Annotated in this window: 23 protein-coding genes; 14 read left to right on the top strand and 9 right to left on the bottom strand. The window is 58.6% G+C overall.

All coding sequences use genetic code 11. The annotated features are described in order from the left end of the window. Positions 1-48 precede the first annotated feature (48 nt). Positions 49-327 carry a DUF2795 domain-containing protein gene (locus ML541_RS15470; protein ID WP_243374227.1) on the top strand — a complete coding sequence of 93 codons (279 nt, stop codon included), beginning with the start codon at positions 49-51 and terminating at the stop codon, positions 325-327. Between the two features lie 75 nt (positions 328-402). Here ML541_RS15470 and ML541_RS15465 read toward each other — a convergent pair whose 3' ends face one another. The 7 genes from ML541_RS15465 to galE form a co-directional block, all read right to left on the bottom strand. Further along, positions 403-843: a DUF2383 domain-containing protein gene (locus ML541_RS15465; RefSeq protein ID WP_243374225.1), complete on the bottom strand. Its 441-nt coding sequence runs from the start codon at positions 841-843 to the stop codon at positions 403-405. A gap of 48 nt (positions 844-891) precedes the next feature. Further along, positions 892-1,398: a hemerythrin domain-containing protein gene (locus tag ML541_RS15460; RefSeq protein WP_243374223.1), complete on the bottom strand. Its 507-nt coding sequence runs from the start codon at positions 1,396-1,398 to the stop codon at positions 892-894. A gap of 110 nt (positions 1,399-1,508) precedes the next feature. Beyond that, positions 1,509-3,257, bottom strand: a complete 1,749-nt coding sequence (locus ML541_RS15455; protein WP_243374221.1) for a DUF4382 domain-containing protein — start codon at positions 3,255-3,257, stop codon at positions 1,509-1,511. Between the two features lie 22 nt (positions 3,258-3,279). Next, positions 3,280-3,789 carry a hemerythrin domain-containing protein gene (locus ML541_RS15450; RefSeq protein WP_243374219.1) on the bottom strand — a complete coding sequence of 170 codons (510 nt, stop codon included), beginning with the start codon at positions 3,787-3,789 and terminating at the stop codon, positions 3,280-3,282. A 50-nt stretch (positions 3,790-3,839) separates the two neighbouring features. Beyond that, positions 3,840-5,033, bottom strand: coding sequence for a zinc-dependent alcohol dehydrogenase (locus ML541_RS15445; RefSeq protein WP_243374216.1), 1,194 nt, complete (start codon positions 5,031-5,033; stop codon positions 3,840-3,842). A 33-nt stretch (positions 5,034-5,066) separates the two neighbouring features. Beyond that, positions 5,067-5,816, bottom strand: coding sequence for an SRPBCC family protein (locus ML541_RS15440; RefSeq protein WP_243374215.1), 750 nt, complete (start codon positions 5,814-5,816; stop codon positions 5,067-5,069). Between the two features lie 400 nt (positions 5,817-6,216). Further along, positions 6,217-7,203, bottom strand: a complete 987-nt coding sequence (gene galE, locus ML541_RS15435) for a UDP-glucose 4-epimerase GalE (protein ID WP_243374213.1) — start codon at positions 7,201-7,203, stop codon at positions 6,217-6,219. A gap of 263 nt (positions 7,204-7,466) precedes the next feature. Here galE and ML541_RS15430 point away from each other — a divergent pair, with 263 nt between their 5' ends. The 10 genes from ML541_RS15430 (at position 7,467) to ML541_RS15385 (ending at position 15,500) form a co-directional block, all read left to right on the top strand. After that, positions 7,467-9,080 (top strand): D-aminoacylase, encoded by a 1,614-nt coding sequence (locus ML541_RS15430; RefSeq protein ID WP_243374211.1) that lies wholly within the window; start codon positions 7,467-7,469, stop codon positions 9,078-9,080. After that, complete coding sequence (locus tag ML541_RS15425) at positions 9,070-10,380, top strand: permease (protein WP_243374209.1); 1,311 nt, start codon at positions 9,070-9,072, stop codon at positions 10,378-10,380. The genes ML541_RS15430 and ML541_RS15425 overlap by 11 nt, the downstream gene beginning before the upstream one ends. Before the next feature lie 33 nt (positions 10,381-10,413). Continuing rightward, on the top strand, positions 10,414-11,166 hold the full coding sequence (locus ML541_RS15420) for a tetratricopeptide repeat protein (protein WP_243374207.1): 753 nt from the start codon (positions 10,414-10,416) through the stop codon (positions 11,164-11,166). 112 nt (positions 11,167-11,278) lie between these two features. After that, on the top strand, positions 11,279-11,482 hold the full coding sequence (locus ML541_RS15415; protein WP_243374205.1) for a hypothetical protein: 204 nt from the start codon (positions 11,279-11,281) through the stop codon (positions 11,480-11,482). A 30-nt stretch (positions 11,483-11,512) separates the two neighbouring features. Next, positions 11,513-11,836, top strand: a complete 324-nt coding sequence (locus ML541_RS15410; RefSeq protein WP_243374203.1) for a hypothetical protein — start codon at positions 11,513-11,515, stop codon at positions 11,834-11,836. An 87-nt stretch (positions 11,837-11,923) separates the two neighbouring features. Next, positions 11,924-12,457, top strand: a complete 534-nt coding sequence (locus ML541_RS15405) for a DUF4142 domain-containing protein (RefSeq protein ID WP_243374202.1) — start codon at positions 11,924-11,926, stop codon at positions 12,455-12,457. A gap of 82 nt (positions 12,458-12,539) precedes the next feature. After that, on the top strand, positions 12,540-13,319 hold the full coding sequence (locus ML541_RS15400; protein WP_243374200.1) for a DNA-formamidopyrimidine glycosylase family protein: 780 nt from the start codon (positions 12,540-12,542) through the stop codon (positions 13,317-13,319). Positions 13,320-13,530: 211 nt separating this feature from the next. Continuing rightward, positions 13,531-14,691, top strand: coding sequence for a hypothetical protein (locus tag ML541_RS15395; protein ID WP_243374198.1), 1,161 nt, complete (start codon positions 13,531-13,533; stop codon positions 14,689-14,691). Between the two features lie 180 nt (positions 14,692-14,871). Then, the gene (locus ML541_RS15390) at positions 14,872-15,189 is read left to right on the top strand and encodes a hypothetical protein (protein WP_243374196.1); all 318 of its coding nucleotides are present in this window, start codon (positions 14,872-14,874) and stop codon (positions 15,187-15,189) included. A 155-nt stretch (positions 15,190-15,344) separates the two neighbouring features. Continuing rightward, entirely contained in the window at positions 15,345-15,500 is a 156-nt protein-coding gene (locus ML541_RS15385; protein WP_243374194.1) for a hypothetical protein, read from the top strand. A 64-nt stretch (positions 15,501-15,564) separates the two neighbouring features. On the opposite strand, the gene ML541_RS15380 is transcribed toward ML541_RS15385, so the two are convergent. Next, positions 15,565-15,702, bottom strand: a complete 138-nt coding sequence (locus ML541_RS15380) for a hypothetical protein (protein ID WP_243374192.1) — start codon at positions 15,700-15,702, stop codon at positions 15,565-15,567. 167 nt (positions 15,703-15,869) lie between these two features. On the opposite strand from ML541_RS15380, the gene ML541_RS15375 reads away from it, so the two are divergent. Continuing rightward, positions 15,870-17,075, top strand: coding sequence for a sensor domain-containing diguanylate cyclase (locus ML541_RS15375; protein WP_243374190.1), 1,206 nt, complete (start codon positions 15,870-15,872; stop codon positions 17,073-17,075). A 70-nt stretch (positions 17,076-17,145) separates the two neighbouring features. Here the strand turns inward: ML541_RS15375 and otsB are convergent, their stop codons facing one another. Further along, positions 17,146-17,985: a trehalose-phosphatase gene (gene otsB, locus ML541_RS15370; protein ID WP_243374188.1), complete on the bottom strand. Its 840-nt coding sequence runs from the start codon at positions 17,983-17,985 to the stop codon at positions 17,146-17,148. A 592-nt stretch (positions 17,986-18,577) separates the two neighbouring features. On the opposite strand from otsB, the gene ML541_RS15365 reads away from it, so the two are divergent. Together ML541_RS15365 and ML541_RS15360 are read left to right on the top strand one after the other, a co-directional pair. Further along, complete coding sequence (locus tag ML541_RS15365) at positions 18,578-19,468, top strand: peptidylprolyl isomerase (protein WP_243374187.1); 891 nt, start codon at positions 18,578-18,580, stop codon at positions 19,466-19,468. A gap of 407 nt (positions 19,469-19,875) precedes the next feature. Next, on the top strand, positions 19,876-20,118 hold the full coding sequence (locus tag ML541_RS15360) for a hypothetical protein (RefSeq protein ID WP_243374186.1): 243 nt from the start codon (positions 19,876-19,878) through the stop codon (positions 20,116-20,118). Positions 20,119-20,152 lie beyond the last annotated feature (34 nt).

Below are 20,152 nucleotides of genomic sequence, written 5' to 3'. Positions count from 1 at the left end.
CTTTTAGTAGCCGTTAAGGCTGCAACCATCTGCGAAAGGAGGTAAACTATGACTCCAGGTAACGTGGGACGAGGCGGGGGCCAATCACCCGCAAACGTCACCAAGCATCTGAAAGGGATCGACTTTCCCGCCAGCAAGCAGGACCTGATCAAGCATGCCCAACACGAGCATGCGGACAAGGAAGTCATCAGTCAGCTCCAGGGTTTCGAAGAGCGGCAGTACGGCAGCATGGCTGATGTAATGAAGGCCTACGGCAAGGAACATCAGGGCTCCTCGCGGAGCAAATCTTCCCAGCAACAGGGGCAGCAGAGCCGGCAGAGCAAATGATGCCGAAGTTCCTGACGAAACAACAAAGGGCCTGAATCTGACGATTCAGGCCCTTTATTTTCACCATGGGCAGTATCAGACGTGGCTGCCCGCCAGTGCCTCCCTGATGAAAGACAGGTGGCGTTGCTCGTCGGCCAGGTTCGCGCGGACGAGCACGGCAATGTCGGCAGGCCAGTCCAGGCCGTTGGCCTTCTCGTAGGTGGAGGTGGTGAGCTTTTCGTTGGTCTCCATGGCCTGCAATGCCCCTTTGGCTCCCATCATGCTGCGCAGAGCGGTGAAGCCCTTGATGAAGAACCCTTTGAAATCGGCAGTCAGGTCGGGAGGTGTGCCATGGAGCTCGCGCATCTTTTCCGACAGGACATCGATGTGGCGGCGATGGTCCCCCTGGAAGGAGATGAGCTTGTCCCTGACGATGGACTGCTCCATGTTCTTGATCGCCTGGTCGTAGGCATGGGTGGCATCCACATCCAGCTTGATCAGCTTTTCCAATTGGTCGAGGATTTCTTCACGATCCATGAATTGCCTCCTTAGGCTCTGTTATGGATTGGGGTGCCGGCAGCAAGGTCAGGCATGTGCCCTGGGGGGTCGCTTCTGCGGCCTCGGTTTGGCGGCAGCCGGCTCGGCAGTTTTTCCCTTCTCAGCGGCAATCTGCTCACCGATCTGGCTGAGGACATTGCCGTCCACCAGTTCCATGGCCTGGGGAAAGATTTCCTCCTCCTCCACATCCACGTGGTCGTCCTTGGTGTCCTCCAGCGCTTCGCAGTTGGCCTGCCACTCGTCAGAATCGAAATCCTGCTCGTTCATCTGCTGCAGTATCTGCCTGATGTCGTCATGATCAGCGTAGGAATCCTGGACCAGGTCGGCCAGGTCTTCGATTTCCTCCAGTTTCGGATAAAAGAACCGCTCTTCCAGGTTCATGTGGGTATTGAGTTCTTCCTGCAGCTGGGCGAACAGCTGCTGCTTCTGCTGTCCCCCGGCCTGCTTGAGTTGATCCATGAGCTTGGTAACTTCCTGGTGGTCGGTGCGAAGGATCTGGAATACGTCGGTTTCGGAGCTCTGTTTTCTGGCCATTTTTTCCTCCTTGTACCGGTGTTCGGTGGTGTGCATGCGGCAGCCCGTGCCGTAGCGCCTGGAATGACCGCGGCGGGAGAAGGAGCAGTGCTCCTTCTCCCACGGGCTCATCACAGTTTCGACATGGTTATGTTGGCGGTACCGTTGTCCGTCTTCAGGTTGACGCCGGCCGCGCTGCCGGTCTCCGTGGTCTTGTCGGGCTGGGCGGCGCTCCATCCCAGAACGAACAGGTCATACAACGCACCGGACAGCGGTGCAGCGGTGGTTCCGCCGGGCAGTTTGCCGGTGGTGTAGGGATTGTCCCCCACCTTGACCTTGTCGCTCAGATCCAGAGTATCAACGAGGGTGCCTCCGTGGGTGATGAGCATGATCCCTTGGTCGAGCCCGGCATCCTTGACGGTGATCTTGCCGCTGATGGTCCTGGCTTCGGCAGGCGCCGAGATGGCCAGGGGACTGAAGGCGATAAGCGGCGTCAGGGAGCTGACGCTGGTCCTCGGGCTGGGATTGAACAGCTCGGCGGTGGCGATGGCAAAGAAGACTCCCTGTCCCTCAGTCGGGGTAACGGAGGTCAGGGTGATCGGCCCGCCGTTACTGAATGCCCCGACATGGAGCGGGCCCGACGACAGCTCGATTGGAGTGCTGAAGCTGCCGGTGGTGCTGAAGGGATCGATGTGCCGGAAGCGTATTTCATAGGGTACCGGGTCCGTGGGCAGGGTCTGGTAGAAGGTGACGGCGGCCCCTGCCGGTTTGGCATTGACGTTGACCGCATATTCGCTGCCGGTGGTGAGCCGGATGGGCCGGTTGCTGATGGCGGTGGATTTGTCAGGGGAGCTTCCCTTATGGACTTTCACCCCATTGATGACGATCGTCTCCACGTTGCGTCCCCTGATGACCAAGTCATAGGTGGCGGTGGTGGCGGTGCCGAAGACTGGCAGCGGATAAAGGGTGAACCTGCCCCTGTTGTCGATGGTCGTCGAACGACGGGCCTGGCGCAGGGAGGTGACCGGATTGACCTGCTCTGCCTTGACGGTGAAGTTTTTGCCCGTGTAGTTCTTGAAGGCGGTACGGAAGGAGCTGCTCAGGTTTGTGAAGGCGCCGCTGATGTTACGGAAGGCGCTGCTGGCATTGCCGAAAGCCGTTGCCGGCGGCGCGACGGTGCCGGTGAGCGCTCCGGCGCTGTTCATGTCGAAATACCGCAGGCGTGCCTTGAGGATGAATTCCTTGGCCCTGGTGGGAACGGCGGCCAGATTCTGGGCCGAGGACATCTGCCCCTGGCGGAAGATCTCCACCACATCCTCGCCAACGTTAAAGTCGAGGGCCAGTTTCAGATCGCCGCTGGTGACGACGATGGGGGTCTCCGGCACGACCTTTATCCCCTGGGCGGGGGATGGAATGCGCAAGGGTGCCTTATGGCTGCCGGTGCCGTCAGTAAAATCCACCTCGTTGTTGAAGGTGACGCCGCTGGGCAGGGAACCCTTTGCCGGCCCCTCGGTGGGGGCGAGAAAAACCCTGATCTGTCCGTATTTCCCTGCCGGGAGCTTCAGTCCGCTCCAGACCTCCTGGGTTTGCCCGGCACTGAGGGAAGCGAGGTCGATGGTTCGCGGTGTTGCCAGCGGAAACTTGATCCAGCCGGTATCGGTGAGGTCGTCAGTATCGAGCTTGTGGAACCACGCCTCCGTTACCGTAATCCAGACATGGTCGTAATTGAGGTCGGGCGCATCCGTTATATGGATGCTGGCGGTACCGCTCGGCGCTGCTGCTCCTCCCCCTCCGCCGCCACCGCATCCTGCCGTTAGAAGAGTTGTCATAGCAATGAATAAAAGAATCACTCCAATCAAGCCGGGTCGTGCTTGTTTCATCTGTGTTCTCCTTTCATGCCTGTTATGGATGTATTTCCCTCGCTCTTTTCCTCTGTGCCATCCCGGCCGAACCGGTTCTGGCGGTGCGTGCCAAAAGTTGTTCCTTTTCCTGTACCGATTTCCGTGCCATGTCCGTCAGGTCCTGATCCTTCAGAAACTGGGTGCATCTGGGGAAAATTTCCTGCTCCTCGTCCTCGTGGTGGTGCCTGATCCCCTCATCGAGCTTTTCAAAGATCTCCAGCCACTCCTCAGAGGCGAAGCCGGTCCTTTCCAGCTGGGAGATAAGGTCCTTGGCCGTCTGGTGTTCGTCCAGGGCGTCTTCCACCAGTGCCTTCATGTCCTCAATGGGAAGGAGTTTCGGATAAAAGAACTTCTCTTCAATCTGGAAGTGTGCCGCCAGCTCCATGTGCAGGGTGCTGAAGGGCTGCTGCCGCTGATCCCGGGATGCCGCCGAGATCTGCTGCATGAGTTGCTCGGCCCGGCGGTGATCTTTTTTCAGAAGTTCGAAGAACTGGTGTGCCTGTTGTGCCATAGGCCTGCCTCCTGGTAATGTTGGAAGAGCTCCGGAAGTTCCTGCTTCCATCAGTGTACGGTCTGGCTTACACCTTGGGGCCTGAGGACGATCTTGACGCAGCCGTCCTGTTTGCGGTCGAAGAGTTCGTAGCCCATGGGAGCATCGTTCAGGGACAAGCGGTGGGTGATGAGGAACGACGAATCGATCGCTCCGGTTTCGATCAGCCGCATCAGCGGCCTCAGGTACTTCTGCACATGAGTTTGCCCTGCGCGGATCGTCAACCCCTTGGCAAAAACTGCACCCATGGGCATCTTGTCCACGAAACCGCTGTAGACGCCAGGGATGGAGACGGTACCCCCCTTGCGACAGGCCTTGATCAGCTGGCGCAGTGCGATGGGACGGTCGTTTTCCAGGCGCAGGGTCTGCTTGACCGTGTCGTAGGCTGCTTCCAGGCCGGTCCCTTGCGCTTCCATGCCGACGGCATCGATGCAGGAATCGGGGCCTCTGCCGCCGGTCATGTCGTGGAGCGCTTCCGTAATATCCACTTCTTCATAGTTGAGGGGCTCCGCCTTGCAATGCATGCGGGCCATTTCCAGCCGCTCCGGGAAGCGGTCTATGGCGAAGACCTTCCCCGCGCCCAGCTGCCAGGCGCACTTCATCGCCAGGAGGCCCACCGGTCCGCATCCCCAGACCGCCACCGTGTCCCCCTTCTGAATGTGACAGTTTTCCGCCGCCTGGTAGCCGGTGGGGAGAATATCGGTGAGAAACAGGACTTTCTCGTCGCTCAGCTCCGGCGGCACCTTTTCCAGTCCGGTGTCGGCAAAGGGGACGCGGACGAATTCCGCCTGACCCCCTGCATAGCCTCCGTAGAGGTGGGAATACCCGTAAATGCCCGCACCCGTGTCGCCATAGAGCTTTTCCAGCATCCACGAATTGGGGTTGGAGTTGTCGCAGAGCGCCCATAGCCCTTCCTGGCAGTACCAGCAGTCGCCGCAGGCAATGGGAAAGGGGACGATGACCCGGTCGCCGCGGCTTAAGGAAGTGATGGCCGAGCCTGTCTCGACCACCACCCCCATGAACTCATGGCCGAGGATGTCCCCTTCCTTCATGGTTGGAACCTTGCCGTTGTAAAGATGGAGATCTGAGCCGCAGATGCCGGAGAGGGTCACTTTGACGATGGCATCGCGGGGGTTGAGGATTTGGGGGTCCGGAACCGTATCGACCTGCACATGATGCTTCCCGTGCCAGCATACAGCCTTCATAGAGCCTCCTTTTCCTGCAGGTGAGGTGCTGATTTAATGGTAGGTCCGGCTTCCCGTATAGGCAGCCGTGGCAGTTTCTCCCGTTTCCATAATTTGTTTCAGCCGCTTCATGTCCTCTTCGATTACTTGGGCGTTGATGCCGTGGGCTACTTTTGCCGCAAGCTTCCCGGCGGTGCCGCCGGGGGGGCGATAGGTGAGATGAACCTTAACCTCGGTGCCGCGTCCCCCGGGGGCTTCCATGAATTCCACCGTTCCCTCGTTGGGGATGTCGGCATTGCCCAGGGATTGCCAGCTGATCCGCTGGCCCGGGTAGTCTTCCAGTATCTCCGCATCCCATTCCACCGATACGCCGGCCGGCCCCCGGGCTTTCCAGTGGGAGGTGCGGCCGCCGGTGGTGCGGACCGCTTCCAGGTGACGCATGAATCTCGGAATATTCTCGAAATTGTGCCAGAATTCATAGACTTCCTGGGGGGTGCGGTTGATGGTCAGCACCTTTTCCACAGTCAGTCCTTTGTCCTCGGTGCCCGCGGTATCGACCCCCATGGCCTCGAATACATCGCAATGGCCGGTTTTGCCCCGGTAGAGGAACATGCCCCCTGCCGCCATCAGCGCCATCCCCGGCAGAATCTTTTTCCCGGCCAGTTTCGTCAGGCCGGTGACGGCCAGCGCCGCCCCGCCGATCATGGATGCGGTCCGTTCGTTGCGCCCGACGTTGATTTGTTTTCCCCGCTGTTTCGCCTCTCTTTCCAAGCCACTCTGGGTTGCTCCGGTTGCAGCTTCCATTGTGTCTCCTCCATCGGCCCGCGCTCGGGCTTCTGTTAGAATTAGTTAACTTGGTATTTCAAACTAATAACACACAGGTAGGAGAATGCAATCAGTGGTCGGATTTAAGGAGGGAGGAGAAGGAGAGGGGGAAAAAGGTGCGTTCTGGAATTTTGTGAAATAAAAGACAGTCGCGACATCGTCCGTTCGCTCTGTCGCCACAGCTGCGGACCTTGCGGTGTCGCCCGTGCAATGACTCACCATGCTTGAAACTACGGATAGCCTCCATTCAAAATACGGCGGGCGTCCGCTCGCCGCTGTAGCTCGTCGCTCACTCCCGATGCCACGACTGTCTTCTCTGGAAATGTCTTAAGAACCCCAAAAAGCCCCGTCGGTGGGGACGGGGCAGGCGAAGGCTTAGTTATCGCGTTCCGTTGAAGAGCTTCTGTTCCCAGCGCCAGGCATCGGCGACGATTGTCGTCAGGTCGTCATGGCGGGGGGTCCACTGAAGGATGGAGCGGGCGCGGTCGGCCCTGGCGACAAGGGACGCGGGATCGCCGGGACGGCGGGAGGATTCCACTGCCTTGAACGGCACCCCCGACACGTGGCGCACCACCTGAATCACTTCTCTGACGCTGGAGCCTTGGCCATAGCCGACGTTGATGGTCTCGGACTCTCCCCCGTTTTCCAGGTATTGGAGCGCCGCCAGATGGGCGGAGGCCAGGTCCTCCACATGAATATAGTCCCGAATGCCCGTACCGTCCGGGGTCGGATAGTCGGTGCCGAAGATGGCAACCTGCTGGCGCATGCCCAAGGCTGCCTGGCAGCAGACCTTGATCAGGTGGGTGGCGTCGGGGGTGCGCTGCCCCATGCGGCTCAGGGGATCGGCCCCTGCCACGTTGAAGTAGCGTAGCGCCACATACCTCAGGCCATGGGCTGCGGCCGTGTCGCGGAGCATCCATTCGCTCATCAGCTTAGACGTTCCGTAGGGATTGATGGGGCGGGTCGGCGAATCCTCCGCGGCCACTCCCCCTGCGGGGAGGCCGTACACCGCAGCGGTACTGGAAAAGATGAACCGTTCCACCCCGCTTGCGACGCAGGTCTTGAGGAGGTTCATGGTGTTGCAGGTATTGTTGCCGTAGTATTTGAGCGGATCGGAAACCGATTCTGGGGCGACGATGGCAGCGGCGAAGTGAAGGACCGTCTTCGGTCCATGGTCGTGGAAAACGGCTGCCAGTTTCTTGGAGTCGGCCAGTTCACCGATAACAAGCTTTTCGCCGTTGACGAGGGCATCCGCCGAGCCGGTGGAGAGGTTGTCGTAGACAATTACCTCGTGTCCGGCTTCGCTCAGTTGCCGGACGACATGGCTGCCGATGTAGCCGCAGCCGCCAGTTACAAGAATGGGCATTGCAGGTCTCCTGGGGTATTAGGATGTGTGCCGGCTTCTGGAGTATGGCACAGGTTGACCGGCTCATAAAGCAATTTGGTTTTTCGATTCTTCGGCAGATGCAGTTTGATGTTGTTCTGGGGGTTAAAGTATTTCTAATGGTAGCAGGGTGCCCCCTGTTTGCAAGGGGCAGCTATTTCGTTTCCCGATGGACACTATTTCCCTTTTATCTCTCGGGCATTTACCGTAGGATAACTCCGAATTTTTTCATTGACGGAGGCGTGATGGATTCCCTGCTTTTAAAGGGCGCACTGGTGATCGACGGCAGCGGGAAGCCTGCCCGTATGGCAGATGTCCTGGTGACGGGGGGGCGTGTCGCAGCCATCGGCCGGATCGGTTCCGGCCATAATGCGGATCGGATAGCCGATGCGGCGGGGCTCGTCCTGGCTCCAGGATTCATCGACATCCACAGCCATTCCGATATGACCCTCTTTCCCTGCCCACAGGCGGAAAGTAAGGTCTTTCAAGGGGTGACCCTGGAGGTGACCGGCAATTGCGGCCTGAGCTGTTTCCCTGTGGCAGCGGGGGGGGAGCGGCAGTTGGAGGAATACCTGGCGTTGCATGATTTCAAACTCCCGCCGGAAGGGATCGGCTGGAACGATCTCCTTGGATGGGCCGGGGCCGTGGAACGGTCCGGGCTTGGCATAAACGTGGCTCCCATGGTGGGGCATGCCGCGCTGCGCATTGCCGCCATGGGCATGGAAGATCGAGCGCCGACCGCCAGGGAGCTGGGGCTGATGCGGCGATTGCTGGAAGAAGCCCTGCAGCAGGGGGCATGGGGAATGTCCACCGGCCTCATCTATCCGCCGGGAAGCTATGCAAGGCTGGAGGAGTTGGTGACTCTTGCCCGAACCCTGGCGGCGTTCGATTCTCTCTATACGAGCCACATCCGCAATGAAGGGGAGGGGCTCATGGCGGCCCTGGACGAAGCCATGGCCATAGGGAGGACGAGCGGAGTCCGCGTGCAGGTGTCCCATCTCAAAGCCATGGGGCGGGGTAATCGCGGCCTGGCCGGGGAAATTCTGGCCAAGATTGCCGCGGCACGGGGAGCGGGCATTGACATGGCTGCCGATCAGTACCCCTATGCGGCCTCTGCCACGACCCTGGCGGCAATCGTTCCCCAGTGGGCCCATGCCGGAGGCGTTGCTTCCCTTTTGCAGCGGCTGCAGGCACCCGAACTGCGAGACAGGCTTACGGGAGAAATGGAAGCCGCCATTGCCGCCCGCGAGGGGGCGGCGGGAATCATGATCAGCAACTGTCGTTCCGGACACAACCGCCATCTTTCCGGCAGGACCATAGCCGAGATTGCCGCCGGCTGGGGATGCAGCGGCGCCGAAGCGGTGATCCGGCTCCTGGTGGAAGAGCAGGGGGAGGTCGGTGCCATCTTCTTTTCCATGGCCGAGGATGACGTGCGGTCGATCCTTGCCGACCCGGAGGTCATGGTCGGTTCCGACGGCCACGGGCTGAACGCCGCGGCTGCCGCTGGCGAAGCGACCCATCCCCGCTCCTACGGAACCTTTACCCGCATCCTGGGCCATTATGTGCGGGAAGAAAAGGTGCTCTCCCTGGAGGCGGCGATCCACAAGATGACCGGCCTGCCTGCATCACGCCTGGGGCTCAAGGATCGTGGACTGGTGCGGGAGGGCCATGCGGCCGATCTTGTCCTCTTCGACCCGGCAAAGGTCAGGGACAATGGGGACTATGTGGATCCCCACCGCTACTCCGCCGGCATCGTCCATCTTCTGGTGGCAGGGGAACCGGTCATCTGGGACGGCAGGCTGACCGGACGCCGACCGGGCCGGGTTTTGAGAAAAGGAGAATGCGCACATGCCCATTGAAGCAGTACCCAGCATCTGGTGGGGCTTGCTCGGCCTGGCACCGCTTCTGGTTTACATCGTTCTGGTTTTTCGCAACGTGGATATCCTCGCCGCGACCGTCATCTGCGTCATCATCGGCGCCATTCTAAGCGGCCAGACCCTCGTGTCCCTGGGTGCGGCGCTGGCGGCCAGCATGGGGTCGTTCCTGGCGTTGGTGGGGTTGATCATCATGCTCGGCCGCGGCCTGGGGGAGGTGCTCAACGCCACCGGGGTCTCCCACACCATCGTTCACGGTATCGTCTACGGCATCGGCATCGACAGCGAGCGGAAGGCCATGCTCGGCATCATGATCGCCTGCCTGGTCATCGTCGGCCTTTTGGGGACCATGGCGGGGGGCAATGCCATCATCGCCCCCATCGTCCTTCCCATCGCCGCTGCCGTTGGCCTGTCCCGGAGCACGGTCGGGGTAATTTTTCAGGCGGTGGGGGAGGAGGCGCTGATCCTGGGGCCTTTTTCCCCGCCGGTCATCACCCTGCTCGGCCTGACGAAAATTGGCTACGGCGAAATGCTTCTCTACGTTTCCGGCCCGGTAGCCCTCATTACCCTGGTGGTGACTTGGCTGATGATCCAGCGCATCCAGCGCAACACCCGTTACCAGACCCCTTATGAACAGGCCGATGAGCTGGAGCGCTTCGAGCCGACGCGCCGGAACCGGCGGGCAGCTATGGCCTTTACCTGCACCTTCATTGCCGCAGTCGTCTACGGCATCGTTGTCAAGGCTCCAACATCGTTCGTTGTCGTCATCATGCTGGGACTTGCCCTTATCACCGGTTTTACGGGAGGGCTCAGGTTCGGGCAGATCCTCGGGCACGTCATCCGTGGCATGGCGGGAAACGTGGGATTGTTCCTGCTTTTCCTGCTCCTTGACCCTTTTATCCTTTTCGTGGAAAAGGCCGGGGGTTTTGCCGCCCTGACGACGCTCCTGAAACCGCTCATGGAAACGGGGGGCAAACCAGCCATCGTCATTACCGGCGGATTTCTCGGTGCCTTCGGCATCAGTGGTGCCACTGTGGCAACGCTCAAGCTCCTTCACGAGATGTTCAACCCCCTCCTTGCCCGCTATGCCGTTTCCATGCTCGCCTGGTCCCTTGCACTGGTGGTGGCGACCCGGGTGCACAATTTCGTCTTTCCCGGGGCGAACATGGTCAGTTCCCTCGGTTTCGCCGAATCGACGGATATGAAGTCCATGCTGCGCAACGGCTGGCTGGTGGCGGCCTGCCAGCTCACCTTCCTGGTCGTATTCAGCCTCTTTTTCGCCTGAATCACCCGGAGTGACTTTTGCGGGAGAAATGTCATGCGTAGAATTACCAATCAAAATGCCGGAGGGACCTGCTGTTTTCTGGTGCTGCTGGTGGCGCTGCTTTTTACCGGCTGCGTACGCGATCCGGGGCTTGTTTCCTATGAAGGAAAGGATTACGCCGGCGCTTTGCGCCACTTCCAGTCCAGGGGCGATCCCGCCGGCGATTTCGCAGCCGGCGTCATGTATTACAAGGGTGAGGGGGTCGAACCCAATCCTGCCGAGGCGGCAGTCTGGTTTGGAAAAGCTGCTGCCGCCGGTCATGCCAGTGCCCGCTACAATCTGGGGCTCCTCTATCTTAATGGGGAAGGGGTGGCAAAGGATCTCCAGGAGGCATTCTGCTGGTTCAGCCAGGCCGCTGTCCAGGGGGATGCCAGAGCCCAATACAACCTGGGACTGATGTATGCCCGGGGGGATGGGGTGACAGAAGACCGTTCTGCAACGCTGCACTGGTTCAAGGCGGCGGCTGAACAAGGATATGTGAAGGCGCAGATTTACCTCGGTGGCATGTATGCCCGCGGCGAAGGGGTGCTGAAGGACCGCCATGAGGCGGCACGCTGGTTTCGCATGGCGGCGGAACAGGATTCCACCGAGGCCCAGGTTTACCTGGGTGCCATGTACGCCCGGGGTGACGGCGTTGACAAGGACCGCGAAAGTGCCATTCACTGGCTGGAAAAAGCCGCCCGGAAAGGGTCGGTGAAGGCGCAACGCTATCTGGAGCAGCTCTCGGCAAAGCATGCAGGAAAATGAGAGCTGGCTGGGGTGGCGGAGCCTAATTGCGGCGCCGTCTCTCGTTGACATTGCGGTGTACTCTTCTATCATTTTTAAGTAAACACTAATCTAACGCGCAAGGAGGCTTATCATGGCTGAAAAGCTCAAGGACAAGGATTACGATCTAATCAGCGTCATCTACAATGCTTCGCAGGCGGCAGATACGTGTAACCAGTACATGCGTGATGCAGACCAGGAAGGGGACCGGGATGCCCGCCAGTATTTCAACGAGGTGCTGGAGACGAACGTCAACCTGGTGCAGAAGGGGAAAGACTTGTTGAAGAGCAGGCTATAAGACGGCTGGTTCTTCACTTGGGAGGCTTTCATGGACGACAGGGCGAAAAGGGAAAAACTGGTGGCCTTTCTCGACGAAAACGCCTTTGACCCGATCCTGGCCAAAACAGACCGGGATTTCACCGATGGAAGCAAACGGCAAAAGTTCCAGGATGTGAGGCGCTCTACGGAAAGCGAGCAAAAACGCTTTCACGATCAGTATCATACCGCACGGGAGGTCAAGGACAACTACCTGAGCGACCTCAACTCGAAAACGGCGCAGAAGAAGAATCGCGAACTTGAGGAGCTTGGCCTGCCACGTCTTCCCCAGTTCCGGGACCGGTTCGAGAAGTTGTGTCGGGACCTGGAAGTCTAGCGCCGCTGGCAAGGAGGAGGCACCCTATACAAAGGTCATTCTCAAGCCCGATGGGATGTAATCACTAAAAACAGGAAAGGAGCTGCCATGAAGAAAAACAGATTCTCGATACTACTGATCGTCAGTCTCTTCCTTGCCTTTCTGGCAACGGCCGCCCTTGCAGCGGACAAGGGGGTGGCGGGTAAAGACAAGGATTTTATCAAGAAGGCTGCCAGCGGCGGTATGATGGAGGTCGAGCTTGGGCAGATTGCCAAGTCGAAAGGGCAGTCCCAGGAGGTGAAGGATTTCGGCAACCGCATGGTGACCGACCACGGCAAGGCCAATGACGAGCTGAAGACCCTCGCCCAGCAGAAAAACGTCCCCCTGCCTGCAAAGTTGGAGCACAAGCACCAATCCAAGGTGGACAAGCTGAACAAGGCTTCCGCAGCGGACTTCGACAAGAAATATATGACGGAAATGGTCAAGGACCACAAGGATGACGTGGAGGACTTCAGGAAGGCGACCCAGAAGGTTAAGGACCCCGAGGTGAAGGCGTGGGCGGAAAAAACGCTGCCGGTACTTGAGCAGCATCTGCAGCAGGCAAAGGAAGTGGCCCAGAAGGTCGGTGCCAAGGTTAAATAATGCGGGTAACGGCATTCGATGATACAGCGGCCTGCCTGGGGTGCCCTGGCAGGCCATTCATTTGCGCGGAAAGGGGAAGAACATGCCGGAATTGCCCGATCTCACCGTCTTTACAGAAAATCTCCATAAACGGGTGACGAAGAAAAAGATAACCTCGGTTGCCTGCGGACCGTACCTGCGCCTGAACGTGCCTCCCCAGGCAGTTGCAGATGCGCTGCAGGGAGCGGCATTCGACGCCGTCGAGCGGTGGGGCAAGGAGGTACGCTTCCGTATGGACAACGGCAGGGTGCTTCAGGTTCATCTCATGCTCACAGGCGGTTTCGTCATCACCGACAGTCCGGGCCGGGTCCCCTTTGCCCGGCTCACCATCGGCTTTGCCGACGGCAGCTTTCTGGTGGTTGGCGATGAGAAGGCCATGGCCACCGCCACCCTCGATCCGGCCACGGGGGATGCCGCACCCGATGCCCTGGGGGTAACGGAGGATGAATTGCAGCGCCTGACAGCCCGGTTTCCGAAAGCCAAGGCGAAGGCATTTCTCGTGGACCAGAAGGTCATGCGCGGCATAGGGAACGCCTATGCGGACGAGATTCTCTGGGAGGCGAGGATTTCGCCCCTGTCCCTAATGGGTAAGTTGCCCCCCGAGGCAATCAGGGCGCTGGCCGAAAAGATACCTCTGGTGCTGCAACGGGCCATCGTCTCTATCAAGGAGCGGAATCCGGGCATCATTGCCGGCGAGATCAGGGACTTCCTTCTGGTGCATAATCCCTCCCGCAAGGCATCCCCAACGGGACGGCCGATCATCAAGGAAAAGATCGCCCAGAAGACCACCTATTATACGGATGAGCAGACGTTGTACGTCTAGTCGGGGCACGAGAAAATTTTTGACTTATCTGCGGGATTTCGGGTAAATTGTTGAAAGTGTGGTGCTTGACCGTCGAGTCCATCCGCAAGGATGAACGGAGAACCTGCGGGGCTTACAAAAAGCCGGGTTGCCGAAGTCGCACGAATCGGCCTCCGGCTATTTTTGTGCTGATACCATTTAATTCACCATGGAAAAAGGAGTAGATAAACCGATGAAAAGACCTTCGATCCCGGTCGCCGGGACAAAGGGGCGGCCGTCCGTTCCCGCCTGCCTCGTCTTCCTTGCCGTCGCCGCAGCGCTCGGCCTGACCGGATGTGCCGAGAGCAAGTCCTCCCCCCCGGAGGGGAAGGCCTTTGCTGCGGTGACAACGGCAAAGCAGGCACCGCAGGCTGCTGCCCCGGCTGCCGCTGCCTTCGCCAAAGCCACTACGGCTGACAAGCCTGCGGCCAAGCAGGCTGCCAAGGCGGCCACCAAGGCTTATACCTCTGCAGCTGCCAAGGAGCCCAAGGGAAAATACCTCGCCGGTGAGGATCCCGCCTATGCAAAACGCTGCGGCTGGCCGGTCAAGTGTCCGGAACCGCTTCCCGGCTCGATTCTCCCCAAAAAGAGGATTGTCGCCTACTACGGCAACCCTCTTTCCAAGCGCATGGGAGCCCTTGGGGAATACCAGAAGGACGAGATGCTGCGCCGCCTGAAGGGGGAGGCGGCCCGTTGGGAGAAGGCCGATCCCTCCCATCCGGTGCAGCCTGCTCTCCACCTGATCGCGGTGGTGGCCCAGGGGGACCCGGGCAAGGCCGGCAAGTACCGGATGGTCATGCCCGACAAGATCGTCAATCAGGTCTATGGTTGGGCGAAAGAGGCCAACGCGCTCCTTTTCATCGATATCCAGACGGGGCACGACAATATCAGAACCCTGCTGCCGCGCTTCGAGTGGATTTTGAAGAACCCGGACGTTCACTTGGGAATCGACCCTGAATTCAACCTGATCAAGTGCGGCAAGGTGCCGGGGAGCAAGATCGGCACCTACGACGCCGAGGACATCAACTATGCCTCCGGTTTTCTCCGCGACCTGGTGAAGAAGTACAACATCCCCCCCAAGGTCTTCACCGTGCACCGCTTCACCCGCAATGGGGTCACCAATGCCAGGAGGATCGCGGTTCGCCCCGAGGTGCAGATGATCATGCATATGGACGGCTGGGGAGCACCGTGGCTGAAGCGGGATTCATACAAGGATTACATTGTTTCCGAGCCGGTGCAGTACACGGGATTCAAGCTCTTCTACCACAACGACACGAAGAAGGGTGACCCCCTGATGACCCCGCAGGACCTGCTCAAACTGGAGCCAAAACCCCTTTACGTCCAATATCAGTAGCTTTCAGGCTGCATTCTGCCAAACAAAAGGAGGACCGACACCGAGTCGGTCCTTTTTTTATGGGAATAATTAAATGGATTTAACTTTTTGATTGCCAGCGGCATTTTTGTTCTTTATACTTTTAGGGAACGAACGGGTTTCTTTAAAGCTAAAAACACTTTCTTAAATGGAGGAACGGATATGAATAATGTTAGAAGATCCGTCGCTATCCTGACCGCATTGGCAGCTCTCACCGGCCTCATCTTTGCTGCAGGGTGTCAGACCGGCCGGGGCACCGGCGGCAGCACCGGCAGCGATACCGGAAGCAGCACCTATGGAACGGGGACGGGAGGAGCGACGGGAACGGGGACCTCGGGAAGTATGGGTACCGGCACCGGCGGCACCACCGATACCGGCGGCTCCACCGGGTCCTCCAGCGGCGGATATACAGGCTCAGGAACAGGCGGCAGCATGGACACCGGGACCAGCGGCACAAAGGGTGGGTCCGGCTGGTACTGATGGCGGGGAGGTTATGCGTGCCATAGGAACACCGAACATTGCCTAGCCCGGGAAGGGGGGACAGGTTGCCGCCAGGTGCCGTCCCCCCTTTTTGGTGAAGGCGGAAAAACTGATTATCACGCCGGGCGATGAAGCCGGCAGGGGAGGTGACGACGATGAGAACCGAGTGGGGCTGGTTTGACTATGGGTTCATCTTTGTCTTGATTCTGCTGGTTGTACTAGTGCTGTTCAGCTATGTGTACTTCAATCCGCGAAAAAAGGGGAAACCTCCGAAAATAGACAAAAAAGCGGGAGACGAAGGGGAGGATTGACGAGAAAAAGGCTGCTTCCGCGGAAGCAGCCTTTTTCCAGCCCTTTGAGATTTGTCTGCTGATCTTATTTACGCTGCATCCGCTCACCGCAACAGCTCAGCTGGCAGTCTTCCTGGCTGCGGCATTCCTGCAGCACCTGTACCTCAACTCCACATTCCTTTCTTGCGCAGCGGTATGTGCTTCCCTTGGCCAATTCGGACATAAAACCTCCCTTGAGATTTTCGGCTGCCTCTGCAGCCTTCAGATGAGAATCAGCTATAAAAAGCATAATTCAAAAGGTTGGAGAGTCAAGGAACACCGCTTCCTCTGGAATATGATTTGCATCTGAAGAATTTTCAGGAATGACAGACGGTTCACAGGAGCTCTGCCATGCGCCCCTTTACCCTGGTCTTCAGGGACGAAACCCTGGAGAAGGAATTTCAGAAGGTCTGTTTCGAAACGAACCTGCCGCAAATCAGGGTGTGTCTGGCACTGGGATTTCTGCTCTACGCCCTGTTCGGCATCCTCGATCACTGGATCATCCCGGACGCGGAGCGCCTTGCCTGGATCATCCGCTATGCCGGCGTCTGTCCGCTCCTTGCCGTGGTTTTCTTTCTTACTTATCTGGACGTTCGCCATCAGTACCTGTATCCGCTGATGGCTTTTGCGGGTCTTATTGCCGCAGTGGGCATCATCGTCATGATACTGGGAGCGGGTGCGCCCGGAAGCTACCTCTATTATGCGGGGCTGCTGCTCTGCCTGATGTTCTTCTACGCCTTTTTCCGTCTCCCCTTCACGACTGCAACAGCCCTGTCCTGGGGCATATTTCTGTTGTACGAGTTCCTGGTCGTCCGGGCCGATAGCATCAGCTTTCCCGTGCTGGTGAACAATACCTTTTTCTTCATTGCCTTCAACATAACAGGGATGTCCGCAGCCTATTCCCTGGAGCGGCACATGCGCCGGGACTTCATGCAGCGGCGGAAGATTCGAGAACAGACCGAGAGACTGGAGACGGCGTTGCAGGAGGTGGAGAAATCGCGGCAGGAAGCAGAGGAGATAGCCAAGCTCGATCCACTCACCGGCCTCTACAACCGGCGCTATTTCTTTGCCGTTGCCGAGCGGGAGCTGGCGCGCTACCGCCGGTATCGTCACAGCCTGTCCCTCATCATGATCGACCTGGATCATTTCAAGCTGGTCAATGATACTTATGGACACTTCATCGGCGATCAGGTGCTGCAGGCTCTGGCCGCTGCCATTGGCGGCCTTATGCGCCAGGCCGACACCCCGTGCCGCTATGGTGGAGAGGAGTTCGCCATCCTCATGCCCGAAACGGACCTGGCGGCGGCCGAAACCCTTGGACGCCGCATCAAGCAGACTATTGAGAGCGCAGAGATCGAGACCCGCAAAGGGGCCATAAAGGTCACCCTCAGTATGGGGATTGCCTCACTCGACGGTGTGGAAAACGCCGGCATCGAGCACCTGGTGGACCGGGCCGATCATGCCCTCTATGAAGCCAAGTATTCCGGACGCAGCGAAATCAAGATTTGGGACAAGACGTCGGCAGGAACCCAGCTTGAACTGATTCCCCTCAGCTGATGCCGAGCCGTTGGCGGATGGCCCGGTCAATCTGCCGGGAGTACAGCCTGGAAGCTCTGCGAGACATGGCTCATGCCCGGCAGAAGGGGGCAAGTTCGAGGAGGAACTCTCTGACTTCCTCGCAATCCCTCAGCCGGTAAGTGGCAGCCGATTCTCCAATCTGCTCGCCGACAAAAATACCGAGCCCTTTTCCGTGGATGGTGCGGAAGGCATCCTCGTCGGTGGTATCGTCACCCAGATAGAGAGGGAGCACCCGGGGGCCGCCTAGGTCCAGTATTTCCAGTAGCGAAAGAACGGCTTTCCCCTTGTTCCAGTCCACATCGGGGAGAAGCTCGAACATCTTTTTGTCTGCGCTCTTCCGCAGTTGCGAATGCCTGCTGCTGGCGCCGTCCACCGCGGCTTCGACACGTGCCGTTTCACCTTCGGCGACCAACCGGTAATGGACGGTTATGACGAACTTTTTTCTTTCGATGATGGCGCCCCGTATCTCCGACAGCTGCTGCGAAAGCTCCTGGTGGACTTGGTCAAGCACCGGAAGACAGCGGATGCCCCCGGGCTGTTCCGCGTGCAGACCGTTCGGGCCGCCGATTTCGAAGCCGTGGCTCCCCGCATAGACAATGGAGTCGATATTGACCCGCTGCCGGACATCGGGCAGATCACGGCCGCTAATGACGCCGACCGTGCACTTTGCCGAGAGCCTGACCAGGGCCCGGTGCATTTCGGGGGTGATCAGGGCGGCACCCGGGGTAGGGGTAATGGCGGCCAGGGTGCCGTCATAATCGAGGAAGACCGCCAGCTGCTTTTCCCTGCCCAGCTGCAGGATTTCTTCCAGGTTCGCTAGCGCGGAAGGAAGAGGGGGATATCCTCCCCGGGGGGCGCCATCGGGAGATCCGCTGCCAGTCCCAGCCATTGATGCTCCTGTTTCCAGTGCGGCAGGACGATCATGCAGTCCTGTGCACTAGAAAGCCGCTTACCGGCTCCCCGGCAAGCGGCTTATGATCGTTTTTCACCTGTTTCTTCGGTAGACCGGCTGTCGATAATCGGCGCTGAAATCGAAGATCCCATCAGAGATTATCAACCCGTGACTTTGTGCACAGCGGGATTCCTCCCGATGCTTACCCTTTCGGAAACAGGTTGAATTAACTATAACTAATATTTCAACCATGTCAAATGTCTTACCCGGCAGTTTGTCGGCACCGTGCAAACGCCCTTTACTCAGGCTTGTCTCGAAATTCCGAGATAAGAGGCAGTCGCGACCCCGTCCGTTCGCTCTGTCGCCACAGCTGCGGACCTTGCGGTGCCGTCCATGCATTGCGCACAATACTTGAAGTGACAGATCGACTCCGATCAATATGCGGCGGTGTCCGCCTCCGCTCACTCCCGATGCCACGACTGCCTTCCATGGAAATATGAAAAACCTTTATTTATCTTGATCGTGCCTGTGAAGTAGGATAAAAATACCAAAAATCAAGCTGGAAGGACTCACCTATAAAGGAGGAGGCATGCGGATCAAAGGTTTTGTCATGGCGCTTGCGGCCGGAATACTGCTGACAGGCGCGGCCCAGGCCGAGGAGGTCAACCCGGTGGTGGGAAAGGCGGGGGATTTCGTCCTGCGCCAGGCCGATCTGGAAAGGATTATTGTCAACCTGCCGCCGGAAGCGCAGCAGAAATATCAAGGAGAGCAGGAGCAGGCAAACCTGGTCAACCAGGTGCTGCTGACAAAGGCACTGGCGGCTAAAGCGCGGAAAGAGGGTTTTGAACGAAAGCCTGAGGTCAAGGAGCAGCTGAGCTATGTCGTGGACCAGTTCCTGGGGCAGGAATATCTGCGCCGGGTTATTATGGCCGGTGCGGCCGTGCCGGAGGCCGACCTGAAAAAATATTACCGGGAGCACGAGAAGGAGTTCGTCCTTCCGGAACGGATCAAGGTGCGGCATATCTTCTTTGCTGCGGCAAAGGACGCGGCTGCCGATGCCAAGGCCAAGGCCCGTGCCAAGGCGGAAAACGTGGCAGCGCTACTGAAAAATGGGGGAGACTTCGCCAAGCTGGCGGCTGAACATTCCGAAGATGCCGAAACTGCCGCCAATGGAGGGGACCTGGGATACCTGTCGCCGGGAAAGACCAATTCCGAGGAATTCGAGACGGCGGCCTTCGGTCTCAAGGCGGGGGAGGTCAGCCCGGTGGTTGAGACTCCCTTCGGCTTCCACATCATCAAAGTTGACGAGCGCCAGGAAAAGCGGACGGCAAAGTTCGATGAGACGAAGGAATACATCGGCTCTGTGCTGAAGACCCAGCTGGAGGAAAAAAAGGCCGGTGAGTTCCTGGAAAAGTTGGCTAAGGATGCGGAGCTCCAGGTTCTCCTCGGCAGGAAGACAGAGGAAAAGAGCGGCAAATAACGATTTCATCTCATCCTGCATCCCCAAATGGCCTGCCTGTGCGCAGGCCATTTTTTTTGGCTCCTCGGGAATTCATGAAATAAAAGGCAGTCGTGACATCGTCCGTTCGCTCTGTCGCTACAGCTGCGGACCTTGCGATGCCGCCCGCGTAATTGTGCACGATGCTTGATTGGCCGTTGCCTCTCCGTTCCACATGCGGCGGGTGTCCGCTTGCCGCTTTAGCTCGTCGCTCTCTCCCGATGTCACGACTGCCTTCCCCGGAAATCTCTGAAGAACTGTTTTGGGCACGTCCGGAAATAACTTTCTTGTCGAGAGCCAGTCCCATGACAGGCACGGACAGACATTGACAGAGGAAAAAGAAGGCCTACACTATTTAATAAGAGTAAACTAATTTAATGGAGGCCCACATGAAAAAGGCGCTGGCTGCAATAGGATTGCTTGTCTCATTTATCATGGCAGGATGCGGCACCACCGGCGGCACTGCGACTGTCGGGGCGCTGGGCGGCGCGGCAGCAGGTGGCGGCGTATACGAATACCGGCTGCATCAGGAAAAGCAGAGAATAGAAAATGACCACAAAGCAGGCAAGATGGACGACAAGGAATACAATGCCCGGAAGGACGAGATCGAGCGCATGCAGCTGATCAAGTAACCTGCAGAGCTCGGAAAAAACTGCACACAGACGA

Origin of the sequence: Geotalea sp. SG265 (assembly GCF_022808985.1) — a bacterium.
Taxonomy (GTDB): domain Bacteria; phylum Desulfobacterota; class Desulfuromonadia; order Geobacterales; family Geobacteraceae; genus Geotalea.
The sequence above is the reverse complement of the archived record's forward strand: the minus strand, read 5'-3'. Positions and strand labels throughout refer to the sequence as shown.

Coding starts and splice junctions, on each gene's coding strand:
- ML541_RS15420 (WP_243374207.1), top strand. CDS start 10,414: ATGCGTAGAATTACCAATCAAAATGCCGGAGGGACCTGCTGTTTTCTG.
- ML541_RS15390 (WP_243374196.1), top strand. CDS start 14,872: ATGAATAATGTTAGAAGATCCGTCGCTATCCTGACCGCATTGGCAGCT.
- otsB (WP_243374188.1), bottom strand. CDS start 17,985: ATGGCTGGGACTGGCAGCGGATCTCCCGATGGCGCCCCCCGGGGAGGA.
- galE (WP_243374213.1), bottom strand. CDS start 7,203: ATGCCCATTCTTGTAACTGGCGGCTGCGGCTACATCGGCAGCCATGTC.
- ML541_RS15470 (WP_243374227.1), top strand. CDS start 49: ATGACTCCAGGTAACGTGGGACGAGGCGGGGGCCAATCACCCGCAAAC.
- ML541_RS15440 (WP_243374215.1), bottom strand. CDS start 5,816: ATGGAAGCTGCAACCGGAGCAACCCAGAGTGGCTTGGAAAGAGAGGCG.
- ML541_RS15415 (WP_243374205.1), top strand. CDS start 11,279: ATGGCTGAAAAGCTCAAGGACAAGGATTACGATCTAATCAGCGTCATC.
- ML541_RS15425 (WP_243374209.1), top strand. CDS start 9,070: ATGCCCATTGAAGCAGTACCCAGCATCTGGTGGGGCTTGCTCGGCCTG.
- ML541_RS15385 (WP_243374194.1), top strand. CDS start 15,345: ATGAGAACCGAGTGGGGCTGGTTTGACTATGGGTTCATCTTTGTCTTG.
- ML541_RS15410 (WP_243374203.1), top strand. CDS start 11,513: ATGGACGACAGGGCGAAAAGGGAAAAACTGGTGGCCTTTCTCGACGAA.
- ML541_RS15365 (WP_243374187.1), top strand. CDS start 18,578: ATGCGGATCAAAGGTTTTGTCATGGCGCTTGCGGCCGGAATACTGCTG.
- ML541_RS15400 (WP_243374200.1), top strand. CDS start 12,540: ATGCCGGAATTGCCCGATCTCACCGTCTTTACAGAAAATCTCCATAAA.
- ML541_RS15360 (WP_243374186.1), top strand. CDS start 19,876: ATGAAAAAGGCGCTGGCTGCAATAGGATTGCTTGTCTCATTTATCATG.
- ML541_RS15395 (WP_243374198.1), top strand. CDS start 13,531: ATGAAAAGACCTTCGATCCCGGTCGCCGGGACAAAGGGGCGGCCGTCC.
- ML541_RS15465 (WP_243374225.1), bottom strand. CDS start 843: ATGGATCGTGAAGAAATCCTCGACCAATTGGAAAAGCTGATCAAGCTG.
- ML541_RS15405 (WP_243374202.1), top strand. CDS start 11,924: ATGAAGAAAAACAGATTCTCGATACTACTGATCGTCAGTCTCTTCCTT.
- ML541_RS15430 (WP_243374211.1), top strand. CDS start 7,467: ATGGATTCCCTGCTTTTAAAGGGCGCACTGGTGATCGACGGCAGCGGG.
- ML541_RS15460 (WP_243374223.1), bottom strand. CDS start 1,398: ATGGCCAGAAAACAGAGCTCCGAAACCGACGTATTCCAGATCCTTCGC.
- ML541_RS15450 (WP_243374219.1), bottom strand. CDS start 3,789: ATGGCACAACAGGCACACCAGTTCTTCGAACTTCTGAAAAAAGATCAC.
- ML541_RS15455 (WP_243374221.1), bottom strand. CDS start 3,257: ATGAAACAAGCACGACCCGGCTTGATTGGAGTGATTCTTTTATTCATT.
- ML541_RS15380 (WP_243374192.1), bottom strand. CDS start 15,702: ATGTCCGAATTGGCCAAGGGAAGCACATACCGCTGCGCAAGAAAGGAA.
- ML541_RS15445 (WP_243374216.1), bottom strand. CDS start 5,033: ATGAAGGCTGTATGCTGGCACGGGAAGCATCATGTGCAGGTCGATACG.
- ML541_RS15375 (WP_243374190.1), top strand. CDS start 15,870: ATGCGCCCCTTTACCCTGGTCTTCAGGGACGAAACCCTGGAGAAGGAA.